The sequence below is a fragment of the Nostoc sp. T09 genome, from assembly GCF_002154695.1.
Lineage (GTDB): Bacteria > Cyanobacteriota > Cyanobacteriia > Cyanobacteriales > Nostocaceae > Aulosira.
In genome coordinates this window covers 50,898-63,095 of record NZ_MTAV01000089.1, presented here as the reverse complement: position 1 = coordinate 63,095, position 12,198 = coordinate 50,898, and the positions used below count along the sequence as shown (strand labels likewise).

The following is a 12,198-nucleotide window of genomic DNA, read 5'->3' as shown; positions in this document are numbered from 1 at the left end:
ATTGTCCGAGGAGTGCAAATCTTATGTCTAGAGCCGCTTTATCTGGTTCTCAGTTTCGTATTGGCAAATTTTGGCACACTTTGCCCTTAGCCTTGCTGGTATGCGTGACTTTTATTCAGCCTAGCTTGGCACAAGAAAAAGAAAAATTGTCGCATACACTTACCGTCAGTGGTCGTGGTATGGAAACAATTCCTACTACTCTGTCTCTAGTTAATTTAGGGGTGGAAATTCAAGGTAAAACAGCACAGGAGGTACAGCAAGAAGCGGCTCGCAGGTCATCAGCTGTGGTTGCTCTACTAAAAAGCCGTAATGTAGAGAAGTTACAAACCACAGGTATCCGTCTCAACCCCGTTTATAGCTATACCAATAATGTGCAGCGAATTACTGGGTATGCTGCTAGTAACACCGTTAGTTTTCGCATCGCCACAGAGAAAGCTGGTACGCTTTTGGATGAAGCTGTGAAAGCTGGTGCAACACAAATTAACGGTATTAGTTTTGTGGCTAGCGATGAAGCGATCGCAGCCGCGCAAAAACTAGCACTGAAAGAAGCTACTCAAGATGCCCAAGCACAAGCAGAAGCTGTTTTTAGTGCTTTGGGTTTGAAGTCTAAAGAAGTGGTGAATATTCAAGTTAATGCTGCTAGCGCTCCACCACCACCACCTGTATTAATGCGTACTGAAGCTATGAAGGTGAGCAATGCGGATGTGTCTACCCCTGTTGTTGGCGGTGAACAGCAAGTAGAAGCATCAGTGACGTTGCAGATTAGTTATTAGTCAATAGTCAATAGTCCATAGCATTAGACTATGGACTATTGACCATACCTTTAGAAATTTTCTGGCGAGAAATCCCCAGATCCTCCTTCTCCATCACGCTTAGAACCTAACAACTCCAGTTGGTCTACTCTAATAACGGGTGCAGATCGGCTTGCTCCTGTTTGGCGATCGCTCCATGTGTCAAACTTTAAGGAGCCTTTGATGCCAATTAAGCTGCCCTTACGCACATAATTACCTGCGACCTCCGCCGTCTTATCCCATAGTTCTAAAGTGAACCAATCAGGTTCATCTTTGTTTCGCGATCGCCTATTAACTGCTAGTGTCAATCTACACTTAACACTACCCGATTCAAAATATTTAATATCTGGGTCGCTGCCTACACGACCAACAAGGGTGACAACATTGATGCTCATGTGCGTTACCTTTCAGTACATACGTACTCATTTATCCCGAATTCCATCATAGCGAATTGTGGAACTGTTGAAAATATGTTAAAGATTGAGCAATATACTTGCAATTAAAAATGATACAAATTACTTGGGATAAAGTAGAAAACTATACGGATATACTGAGTTAGTTAGAGAAGATTAGAAATTAGTGGACTGAGATGTAGTAAAGATTCTCAAAAGTTATCTAAAAAAATAGCCTGCTTTACTGGACTCAGGATCAAAAACGTAATAGAATCCAGCACGATTAACTCTTACCGTTGTAGTCATCAAATATCGCAAATAGGGGGCGTAGGACGCGTGGGTTTTTTCAAGAACTTTCGCTCATCGTGGGATATGGGTATCGATCTCGGTACTGCTAATACCCTCGTTTATGTATCTGGTAAAGGTATTGTACTCCAAGAACCTTCGGTAGTTGCCATCGATCAAAACGAAAAGATCGCACTGGCAGTAGGAGAAGAGGCCAAAAAAATGCTCGGCCGTACACCTGGAAATGTGGTTGCTGTCCGTCCTTTGCGTGATGGGGTAATCGCTGACTTTGATACAGCTGAGCTGATGTTAAAAAGCTTTATTCAACGTGTCAATGAGGGCAGATCTCTAATTCTACCCCGAATTGTCATTGGTATTCCCAGCGGCGTTACAGGGGTAGAAAGACGGGCAGTAATGGATGCGGCTACCCAAGCGGGAGCCAGAGAGGTTTATTTAATTGATGAACCAGTAGCTGCGGCAATTGGTGCAGGGCTGCCAGTTGCCGAACCGACTGGCAACATGATTATCGATATTGGTGGCGGTACAACAGAAGTTGCAGTACTCAGTCTTCAAGGTACGGTAATCAGCGAATCAGTACGCATTGCCGGCGATGAACTTACCGAAGCAATCCTGCAATACATGAAGAAAGTTCATAACTTGGTAATTGGCGAACGTACTGCTGAGGATATCAAGATTCGGATTGGCTCTGCCTATCCCACTAATGATGATAGTGACGCAATTATGGAAGTTCGAGGCTTGCATCTGCTTTCTGGGTTGCCACGAACTGTTACTATCAAAGGTCCCGAAATTCGTGAAAGTATGATAGAGCCGCTATCAGTGATTATAGAAGCGGTGAAGCGGACACTAGAACGCACACCTCCTGAACTAGCAGCAGACATTATTGATAGAGGAATTATGCTCGCTGGTGGTGGTGCTTTGCTTAAAGGAATAGATACTTTAATTAGTCATGAGACAGGCATCGTTACCCATATTGCTGCCGATCCTTTAAGTTGTGTGGTGTTGGGAACAGGTCGTGTGTTGGAAAACTTCAAACAACTGGAACGTGTATTCAGCGGTCGTTCTCGGAATATGTAGCAAAAATATCAGATAGAGAATTGCGTACACTGAGAATTCGCTATCTGATATTGGGTTTTATATAAATAGAACCCTAAATTTTTCAAATTATAAAGATATAAAAATTAAGGTATGGATACATGGTTTTATTACGTCGTTGGTGGGATCGGAAAAGCCTACAAATTGGATTAATAGCACTATTATTAGGTAGTGCTTGGGTACTGCGAGAAACCCAAGGTACACTGCTGCTGGAGATGTACCAAGGAGTTACTCGTCCATTGCAAATTTTGCAAGCAGGACCAACACCTGAAGAACGGCTTAGAGATGCTCGAACATTAGAGTTGCAAGCGCGTATAGTAGACCTGCAAAGTCAAAATCAAAAGTTACAAAACTTATTAGGCTATGTAGAAAAAGAGCCAATTTCATCGCGTCCACTTCCAGCACGGGTACTGGGACGTAGTGCTGACCACTGGTGGCAGCAAATCACCTTAGATCGTGGTGCGAATTCAGGAATTAAAGAAGGCTTTATAGTCAAGGCAGAAGGCGGATTAGTGGGTTTAGTAGAGAGTGTAACTCCTAATACTAGCCGCGTGTTACTCATCAGTGACCTTAAGAGTCAAGTGGGTGTAACAATTAGTCGCACATCAGCCAAAGGCGTTTTACGAGGAGATTCTTCGGCTGAAGCTGTGTTGGAATTTTATGAAAAAGTGCCCAATGTGAAGGTTGGTGATTTTGTCACGACATCAACTTACAGTCAGAAGTTTCCTTCTGGTTTAGCAGTAGGCAGAATTAAATCTCTAGATTTAAAGAAGCTTCCTGCATCCGTTGCGAAAGTGGAATTATTCCCACCAATTCGGTCATTAGATTGGGTGGGTGTATACCCAAAACCAGAAAACCCAATCCCAGAGGTGGAAAATCCCCAGCCGACAAACCCACAACCGCAAAAGTCTAACTAAATTCCCCACAACTCTTGCAACACCATGAAGATTCCTGCTTTTACTGGTCGCCGTCAAAAAAAGTCAAAATCACCAGCGCGGAAATCCAAAATCCAAATCCCACCTATTGCGCGTTGGCATCCGCGTACACGTCAGTTTGTGGATTGGACAGTAACAGTAGGATCTGTGTTGTTATGTTTGCTGATGTTGCCATCCCGCTTACCAGGTATGGAATTATTAGGAATTGGGCCGAACTGGTTGTTAATTTGGGTGGTGGCTTGGAGTGTGAAACGCACAGTTTGGTCTGGGGCATTTGCAGGTATAGTTCTGGGTCTACTTCAGGATGCTATGACATCACCTAGTCCCACTCATGCCTTGTCGCTGGGAATAGTGGGGATGTTGACTGGTCTGATTCAGAAGCAACGTTTTATCGAGGAAGACTTTATTTCTATTGCGTTAATTGTCTTCGCAATGGCGTTAGTCGCAGAGACTATTTTTGGTTTGGAATTGACTTTGATGGGCGATCGCAAAACGGAATATATCTGGACATATTATCAACGCGTAGCTTTGGCTTCTGCCATTCTCAGTAGTCTTTGGGCACCTGTGGTTTATTATCCCCTGAATCGTTGGTGGCAGGAAATGAAATTGTTCGAGCAATCTTAAAATTACTTCGCCAACGAGTTTTCTGGTGTAGCTGGGATTAAGGAAAACACCAATTTGCAGTTGAATAGACCAACCAAGGGGCACAATAATGTTTGTGCCCCTTCTTGTATTCCACGCATCGTAAAATCGCTGTAAGTTAAGATCACCAAAAGTAAAAGCTGAATATTACTGTTAAAAGATCGCGCAAAAGAGCAGCTAGCGTGGAAAATATTGAGAGTGTTGCCCAAAATTATGGATAATTCCCCTGTGGTCGCTCAAGCAGATGCATCTCTACCTAACTACACTCCAGAAAATACGTTGCCAGTGGATTCGACTGGGAAAAGGATAGGCAGTGACTTCGATTCTCGCATGATGCGACGGTGTTTGGAACTCGCCCGTCGCGCATTGGGACGTACTTCACCAAATCCGTTAGTGGGAGCAGTAGTTGTTAAAGATGGGGAGATTGTGGGAGAGGGGTTTCATCCCCGTGTGGGTGAACCTCATGCAGAAGTTTTTGCTTTGAAAGCAGCAGGCGTTGGCGCAGCTTCTCCAGAGGAAAATCGCGCTCGTGGTGCTACTGTTTATGTCAATCTCGAACCTTGCAACCACTACGGACGCACTCCGCCTTGTTCGGAAGGTTTGATCGCAGCTGGAGTGGCAAAAGTGGTAGTGGGTATGGTAGACCCCAATCCACTAGTAGCTGGAGGCGGCATTGCTCGTTTACGTGCAGCAGGTATAGAAGTCTTAGTAGGAGTGGAAGAAGCAGCCTGTCAGCAACTCAACGAAGCTTTTGTCCATCGCATTCTTTACAAGCGACCTTTAGGCATTTTGAAATATGCCATGACTTTAGATGGCAAAATTGCTACTACTTCTGGCCATAGTGCTTGGGTGACAAACCAACACGCCCGCAGTGAAGTACATCAACTGCGGGCGTCTTGCGATGCAGTAATTGTTGGTGGTAATACAGTGCGGCAGGATAATCCTTACTTAACCAGCCATCAGGTAGGGTCCCATAATCCCTTGCGAGTGGTGATGAGTCGCCATCTCAACTTGCCAGAACATGCTCACCTATGGCAAACATCTGCGGCTCCTACTTTGGTGTTGACAGAGGTAGGCGCTAACCCCAATTTTCAAGAATTGTTACGGCAACAGGGAGTGGAAGTGGTGGAGTTCACGTCACTCACACCAGATAATGTCATGGCGCACTTATATGAACGGGGTTTTTGTAGCGTGTTGTGGGAATGTGGTGGGACTTTAGCTGCTAGTGCGATCGCGGGGAGAGCGGTGCAAAAAATTCTTGCCTTTATTGCTCCTAAAATCATTGGTGGCAGTAATGCTCCCACGCCAGTAGGCGATTTGGGTTTTACCACTATGACCGAAGCTTTGCCCCTAGAAAATGTTCGTTGGCGTGTAGTGGGTTCTGATTGCTTGGTAGAAGGTTATTTGCCCCGACAAAGTTAGCCGTCAACAGCTGAGAGCGATCGCTCTTAACTACGGACTAATGCATTGTGACTAATTACCATTAACACTGTCGCTCATAAGCCAAATCGCGAATTAGGGAGAGCCGAGATTGAATATAATCACACAGAAAATCCGTTTCATTAGGTTCTAAGAATGCTTGGGTATTTGTCTGTTTTACCAACCATTGCACCAAGTTAGCATCGTCTAGCTGCAATAGGGTCTTGGTATGAGCGGTTTCAACCACAGACCAAAGCTGACGCATAATCGTAGGAGTCATCAGACCTCAACTTAAGTATTAGCTTACCTGTTTTCAGATTACACAATTCTGACAACAGATTGCGGCATGAATGTAGAAGCTGAGACAAGTATTATCAATAGGTTAATAAACCGATTTATAACTTTATGAAGATTAAGAATTAGTAATCACAATCGGCAGATTTATCTGATGAGTTAACCCAAAATTTAGGGTATATATACTTAAATTATCCTAGATCTTACTGTTTTAATTGGAAGAAAAAATAATATTATTCTGTCCACTCAGAACTTCAGAAAGCAAAGGCTCGCCGCAATAATTACGAAAAACTTTGCCATTGCTTTATTTCACTGACTTGGTTAGGAAAGTATGTAAAAACAAACATTAGAGATTTATATCTGTCCAAAATTAAATAAGAAGAATTATTACTGAAATTAACTTAAATTATAAAAATACTTTTTATGCCTTTGGGAGGAAGAGAAATAAAAATATTTTGTGTGCGTGATGAGCAGTATAACAAATTACGTTTAAATTTTGCAATATTTAGTTATCAGTTATCAATAACACCAAAATTTACTAGTATTTCTCAACCTCACATCCTTTTTAATCTTTGTACTCTACCCAGCTACTAGGTGTTTCAGAAACTCGGACTTTCAATTGCACATCTAGTGGTAAACGCTTCTTAGTTTGATCATAAATATACTTAGCAATCATCTCCGCAGTTGTTTCGTATTCAGGAGGTAAGACTTCGTTGAGAACGCAATGGTCGAGTCCTCCTTTCGTTACATCTTGTTTAGCCCAACGTAAGGTTCTAAAGTCAGCTACCATGACTGGGTGTGGACAGTACTCTGAAGAGTGCAACTGTGATGATTTTGCCTCAACTCTAACTTTATAAGTATGCCCGTGCATCCGACCACAAGGACCATCGTAATCTTTGATGTAGTGAGCGCTATCAAAGGTAAATTCTGTTGTTAATTTCCATTCGGGCATTTTGGCATCACCGCGTAGTCTATGACGAATAAATACTCATGTCACCTTATCTGATTAACAACCCCAACCAGATATTTACAAGTATTGCTTAATTCTTGTTTGCATGACCATAAGGCGGTTTTCTAGACAAATTATCGCAGAGTGCGTAGACGCGTAGGGGTGAGGAGGTCGCAGTCTTGACGGTTCTTGTCGATTTCGTTAGCGTAAAAGCTTCGCTGACAGCGGTAGCGACGTAGAAGCCTCACCCCCAAACCCGTTCGATGAAGTCGTTCCCGTTGGCTGAAAGCTTTCCCGAAAGGTAGGGTAGGGCTTGTCGTCAGACATGGCGCTACTGCTTCTAGAATGATGGGCTTGTCTCTTCTTCAAAGCCTAAATTTATTCAATGGTCTGGATTAGTAGTAGATCCGAATGTAATTATTGAATTTCCCCAACAGGTATTTTGGAGCATACCTGACCCATAAGTTTGTCAGTGACGTACTCCATTACCACAGTCTGTTGAGTATAGTTACCTGATTGCTGTTCAATGAGCGATCGCCTTTGCAAAGACAAAAGCGCCTCTAGTAATTCTCGCTCAGAGATTTGCGGGATGAGATACTGTTGCAATTCCTTGAGTGTTACCCAATCTTGTTTGACTGCTAGCGAGTACATCACTTGCTTCTCGTTAGCAGACAGGCGATGAAACTGTTGCTCTAATATTTCCCAGAGATCGCCAAAAACAACTGGACTTTGCTGTAAAAATTGGGAAATATTGCCATCAAATAGGCATTGAATTGCCGTTGCGACAATTTTCAAAGCTAAAGGATTACCTGTATAGCGCTGAATTAGCTTGTCGCATTCAACTGTTGAATCCACTAATCCCTTAGTGGCCAGAATTTGCTGTGATTCTACTTGGGACAACCCAGTTAGTTGCAGCGATCGCACTGGCAGAGTTTCACCTTCCCTAGCTGTAAACCCACTTGGTGTCTCTCGACTAGTAAATACTAGGCAACTTTGATGAACTTCATCTCCCACTCGTCTGAGAAGTTGACCATATCCTTCATATCCAGCGCAATAGTGCCCTGCGGTTTCCCCACTTTGCAATATTGATTCGATATTATCCAATAGGATCAGGCAGCGTTGGGAGCGCAAGTACTTAATTAGACAGGAAATTTGACCGTCTATAGTTTCTGGGCAATTCGCTTCTGTTTGCTGGGAGAAAAACAAAATTAACTCCCGCATGAGGTCAACAATTGGTGGTCTATTTCGGATACTACGCCAAATTACAAAATCAAACTGGCTCTGCAACTGCTCTGCAACCTTCACAGACAAAGCTGTTTTGCCAATCCCACCCATCCCTAGCAGCATCACCAAGCGGCATTTTTCATCGACAATCCACTGTCGCAGCAATGCTTGTTCTACTGTACGTCCATAGAACATAGAAACATCAATTGCTTCTCCCCAGTCTTGCTGTTGCTGAGAGCTAGGGATTTGAAATGCTGTGGTGGTAGATAGTTGTGATTCTGCTGGCGCGAGATTGGAATAATAACGTCGCAAAACTGTTTTGACGTTACTTTTAGCTATATTTTCTCCCAGTGCTTTTGAGAGGGTCTGCCATAAGCGGAAGCCTACGTCTCGGATGTAATCATCGTCATAACCTGAGTTTTCGGCAATCTCTGCATAGGTGTAGCCTTTCCAACACAATTTAAGTACTAACTCTTGGATATTACTTAAATGCTTTTTCTGCAACACTTTATCTAAGACCACCATTGCTTGCTCAAAAGTTAATTCTATGACTCCCCCATAAAATGTTCCTACCTCAAAGCTACATAAATCTATCGGAGGTTGATCAAAATTTTATGCAGCTAAGTTAGAAGTTTTTATTTCATGGCATTTTTTCTTCTCGTATGGCAGGCATCACGCTATGCCTGGCCCCGATCAAGACAATTATTAGAAATAGAGTTCCTTCTAGCTTCACCAAAACTCCTCTACTGATGATTTGATGCAACCTGAAAGCCCAATAGTAATATAAAGTAATCGCATCAAAGTATTTTGACTTTTACGCAGCAGTGCTAGCCTATTACCCTTTGCCTTACCAAGTTGATTGCACGCAATTGGGAATCACTGAAGACGCTGAAATAATGTAGAGGCTGCAAAGCTAAAAATCCCCTCAGTGCATCAGAAAAACCAAAACATCACTGAGAGGATAGTTTTTATCAAAGAAATATCTCCAAAATTTCACACCACTCTACCTCTTGATCAATGCAAATAATATGTTATAATTATCTGCGTTGATTAGCGGTTACTAACCATGATCCCAGAAGGGAAATTGGTTAATAGTAATCGTGTTGTGGTTCTGGTTCTGGTTGCGTCATCGCAAAATTTGATGCATCGTACAAGTAGCGGCTGGCTTCCTCTTCTAGACGATGAATCAGATAAGGCTCAATGGCGTTCCCGTGTCGCAGCGCGGCTAAATATCCATCCAAATACATCCGCATATCGTCCATACGATAACCGCGATTCCATAACTCGACGAAGGCGTCGGTAATTCTTTGGTAATAGCGGATGGTTTGTGTGTCTTGGAGCATAACTGCTGAATTAATCTCTTTGGAATGAGAATTGTAAATGATTCACGCGGAAATGTGAAGTGTCACTTTCCCCTCGGCATTGAGTCAAAATCAATATCTCTATTTTGGGCATTACCCTCCAGCAGCTACAAAGTATTTTGATCCTATTCCAGAAAGCATGGAATAAGATTATTTGGTAAGCTATTTTTATAATTTCGTCCGTCAACATCCCAGCTTTCCTGGGGTATGGCAAAAAGAACTTCTGCAAGATGCAATCGGCTTTTACCATAAAGCTGGAATATAGCTTTGGTAATAATGAGCTTTTTTGGTAATAGTCTTTTGGTACATTACCCGTTTGTAGACGCTAGGATGTTTAAGCAGAACTAATTTCAATAAGTCTAACAAAAATTTAAGAATATTACTAATCGGCTTGGGGCAAAGCATAAGTTAAACTTCTAGCCAATATTGCTATCAGGAAATGTAAAGCTAATAGTAATTGGAGTAACAAAGGCTACAAAACCTTGGGCATGGGCTTGTTACTTTGAAAGTCATCAACGCTAAGGGGTCTTGCCACCGTGGGTTCGGTTTGTATTGAAATCGTTGAGGGCAATCCTCATCTGAGGTCGTTGCTAGGTTGGCACTTACAACAGTTGGAATACCGGGTACACCAAGCAGCTAGCATATATCAAGCAAGGGAAGTGTTTTTGAGCCAGCAACCAACACTGGTAATTCTTGATGCTGATTTACCTGATGGTGATGGCATTGAGTTTTGTCGTTGGTTGCATCGTCAGCAACAGCCTTTAATTCTTATGCTTTCCGCTCGTACTAATGAAGCTGATATTGTCGCAGGTTTAAAGGCGGGAGCAGATGACTACTTGAGCAAACCTTTTGGGATGCAAGAGTTTTTAGCAAGGGTAGAAGCACTAATTCGTCGCAACCGGACACCTGTTGCACCAGCTTATTTAGATTATGGTGCCCTGCAAATTGATTTAGTACAGCGTCGAGTGAGATTTCAAGGGGAGTTTATTGACTTAACGCCTCAGGAATTTAGTTTATTATACGTTTTGGCTCAAGCTGGAGGAGTACCTCTGTCTAGGTCAGAATTGCTACGACGAGCTTGGCCTGACGCTATTGATAATCCACGCACTATTGATACTCATGTTTTATCGTTGCGGAAAAAAGTTGAACTCGATCCTAGGCAACCTAGTTTAATTCAAACTATCCGTAATGTGGGATACAGATTTAACATGGAAATTTTGAATTCCAATATTCCTCAATCACCAACAAAGTTAGCTAAAGAAAGATTTAGCAATCAACGCTCAACTCTCAGTACGCAACGGGTATAGCGTAAATAAATCAATTTATAATTAAAAATTCAAAAGAAGAATCTAGTGTTTGCATTTTGAATTTTTAATTGGAGCGTAGCGATTAGCCCCACTCCTCAGAGGCTTGAGCTTCTGCGCGCGTTAAGCTTGCTCGTAAGTTAAACCAGTCTATCTCAGAGGCTGTTTGATCTGCCAACAACCGACCTTGCTCTAGGTGCAACAGTCGCGTACAAAATAACTGTGCTAGCTCTAGCTGGTGATTTACCATCAAAATCGTGGTGTGATAGGTGGGAGCCAGTTGAGTTAAGACTTCCATTAGATGGGTAGCTGTACCAGCATCTAAGGCAGAGGTAGGCTCGTCTAATAGTAAAATTTTTGGTTGGATGACTAAAGCACGTGCGATCGCTACTAGCTGTCGCTGTCCAGCCGAAAGTTGCACTTCAGTACGTCCTAACCAATCACTGGGGATATGCAGTTGTTCTATCCAATGACTAACTCGCTGCTGAATTGTCTGTTTGGGTAACCCACGCAAAACCAGTGGATAAGCCAAAGCTTGCTCAACTGTCATCCCCAAAAGCTTAGACTCTTGCAATACCAGTGTCACTACCTGACGCAACTGGACTACAGGAATTTGGCGATATTCCTGATGCTCTAGAAATATTTTGCCACTGCTAGGTTCAATCAATCGGTTGATCAGCTTAAATAACGCTGTTTTCCCCGCGCCTGCTGGACCGATAATGGCAATGCGTTCGGCTGGGAATACCTCAAAAGCAATATCCTGCAATATTGGGTAACCTTTGTGGTTCCCAGAAATTTGGGTTTTGAGCTTCGTAAACAGATTGATTTGCTCTAGCCGGAGTATGGCTTTCGGGGTGACATTATCCAAGTTCAACTTTGATTTACTTAACTTTATGCAAATGAGCAAGTATTAGATTTATTGTTCACTGATACAAGGCCGTTGAGATCGTCCAACCATCTATCAATAGTAACAATAACGTGCAACCTAGCAAAATCAGATACATCCAAGGCTGTGCTAAAGGGCGAACATCTGTAGTATCAATACCTGTCTTTGCCTGTACTTGCCTTACTAGTTGAGCAAATCCAACTACACGCATCGGCAATAAATAAGCTTTTCCTTCCTGACTGAGGAAATAATATACTATACCTCCTTGACCAGTAGTGCGAGGTTTTAACTCTTTCACCTCAGACCAGTCCAAAGACCAACCTTTACGAAAAAAACGCGGTACCCAAGCAGGGTAAGTCACCTGAATTCCCTGGTCATTTAAAATAACTCGTTCAGTCAACACCGCATACAAAGCGACTAAACCGATGCTAATTCCTAACCACAATAATGCTGGTGGTATGGCTGCATCTGTTACTTGAGCCAAAAAAGGTAATGGGACTGTGAGTGCTAAATATAAACTCAACAGCGTTATCCGAATCAACGGCGAGAGGCGAAAAACAGAAGCTGAGGTATTAACTAAGTTTGCTGTCACGGCTCAATCAC

General features: G+C 42.7%; 14 protein-coding genes. 6 read left to right on the top strand and 8 right to left on the bottom strand.

The window, feature by feature from the left end:
- Positions 1 to 23: 23 nt before the first annotated feature.
- Positions 24 to 773 carry an SIMPL domain-containing protein gene (locus BV372_RS18790; RefSeq protein ID WP_086688015.1) on the top strand — a complete coding sequence of 250 codons (750 nt, stop codon included), beginning with the start codon at positions 24 to 26 and terminating at the stop codon, positions 771 to 773.
- 50 nt (positions 774 to 823) lie between these two features.
- On the opposite strand, the gene BV372_RS18785 is transcribed toward BV372_RS18790, so the two are convergent.
- Positions 824 to 1,186, bottom strand: coding sequence for a single-stranded DNA-binding protein (locus BV372_RS18785; protein ID WP_086688014.1), 363 nt, complete (start codon positions 1,184 to 1,186; stop codon positions 824 to 826).
- A 369-nt stretch (positions 1,187 to 1,555) separates the two neighbouring features.
- Between BV372_RS18785 and BV372_RS18780 the strand changes: the two genes are divergently transcribed.
- From BV372_RS18780 to ribD, 4 genes are all read left to right on the top strand, one after another.
- Positions 1,556 to 2,563 (top strand): rod shape-determining protein, encoded by a 1,008-nt coding sequence (locus BV372_RS18780; protein ID WP_086688013.1) that lies wholly within the window; start codon positions 1,556 to 1,558, stop codon positions 2,561 to 2,563.
- 119 nt (positions 2,564 to 2,682) lie between these two features.
- A complete protein-coding gene (gene mreC, locus BV372_RS18775) occupies positions 2,683 to 3,498 on the top strand; it encodes a rod shape-determining protein MreC (RefSeq protein WP_086688012.1) in 816 nt (271 codons plus the stop codon).
- A 24-nt stretch (positions 3,499 to 3,522) separates the two neighbouring features.
- Complete coding sequence (gene mreD / locus BV372_RS18770) at positions 3,523 to 4,140, top strand: rod shape-determining protein MreD (protein WP_086688011.1); 618 nt, start codon at positions 3,523 to 3,525, stop codon at positions 4,138 to 4,140.
- A gap of 231 nt (positions 4,141 to 4,371) precedes the next feature.
- Positions 4,372 to 5,580 (top strand): bifunctional diaminohydroxyphosphoribosylaminopyrimidine deaminase/5-amino-6-(5-phosphoribosylamino)uracil reductase RibD, encoded by a 1,209-nt coding sequence (ribD, locus tag BV372_RS18765; RefSeq protein WP_086688010.1) that lies wholly within the window; start codon positions 4,372 to 4,374, stop codon positions 5,578 to 5,580.
- Positions 5,581 to 5,641: 61 nt separating this feature from the next.
- Here the strand turns inward: ribD and BV372_RS18760 are convergent, their stop codons facing one another.
- The 5 genes from BV372_RS18760 to BV372_RS18745 form a co-directional block, all read right to left on the bottom strand.
- The gene (locus BV372_RS18760; RefSeq protein ID WP_086688009.1) at positions 5,642 to 5,857 is read right to left on the bottom strand and encodes a hypothetical protein; all 216 of its coding nucleotides are present in this window, start codon (positions 5,855 to 5,857) and stop codon (positions 5,642 to 5,644) included.
- 579 nt (positions 5,858 to 6,436) lie between these two features.
- Positions 6,437 to 6,823, bottom strand: a complete 387-nt coding sequence (locus BV372_RS18755) for a 6-carboxytetrahydropterin synthase (protein ID WP_086688008.1) — start codon at positions 6,821 to 6,823, stop codon at positions 6,437 to 6,439.
- Positions 6,824 to 7,021: 198 nt separating this feature from the next.
- Positions 7,022 to 7,147: a hypothetical protein gene (locus BV372_RS37740; RefSeq protein WP_256973317.1), complete on the bottom strand. Its 126-nt coding sequence runs from the start codon at positions 7,145 to 7,147 to the stop codon at positions 7,022 to 7,024.
- 90 nt (positions 7,148 to 7,237) lie between these two features.
- Positions 7,238 to 8,569, bottom strand: a complete 1,332-nt coding sequence (locus tag BV372_RS18750) for an NB-ARC domain-containing protein (protein ID WP_086688007.1) — start codon at positions 8,567 to 8,569, stop codon at positions 7,238 to 7,240.
- A gap of 563 nt (positions 8,570 to 9,132) precedes the next feature.
- The gene (locus tag BV372_RS18745) at positions 9,133 to 9,387 is read right to left on the bottom strand and encodes a DUF6761 family protein (RefSeq protein WP_086688006.1); all 255 of its coding nucleotides are present in this window, start codon (positions 9,385 to 9,387) and stop codon (positions 9,133 to 9,135) included.
- Positions 9,388 to 9,941: 554 nt separating this feature from the next.
- Between BV372_RS18745 and BV372_RS18740 the strand changes: the two genes are divergently transcribed.
- Entirely contained in the window at positions 9,942 to 10,712 is a 771-nt protein-coding gene (locus tag BV372_RS18740; protein ID WP_086688005.1) for a response regulator transcription factor, read from the top strand.
- A gap of 82 nt (positions 10,713 to 10,794) precedes the next feature.
- On the opposite strand, the gene BV372_RS18735 is transcribed toward BV372_RS18740, so the two are convergent.
- Together BV372_RS18735 and BV372_RS18730 are read right to left on the bottom strand one after the other, a co-directional pair.
- Positions 10,795 to 11,577 carry an ATP-binding cassette domain-containing protein gene (locus BV372_RS18735; protein WP_086688004.1) on the bottom strand — a complete coding sequence of 261 codons (783 nt, stop codon included), beginning with the start codon at positions 11,575 to 11,577 and terminating at the stop codon, positions 10,795 to 10,797.
- A gap of 55 nt (positions 11,578 to 11,632) precedes the next feature.
- Positions 11,633 to 12,187: a hypothetical protein gene (locus tag BV372_RS18730; RefSeq protein ID WP_086688003.1), complete on the bottom strand. Its 555-nt coding sequence runs from the start codon at positions 12,185 to 12,187 to the stop codon at positions 11,633 to 11,635.
- Between the last annotated feature and the right edge of the window lie 11 nt (positions 12,188 to 12,198).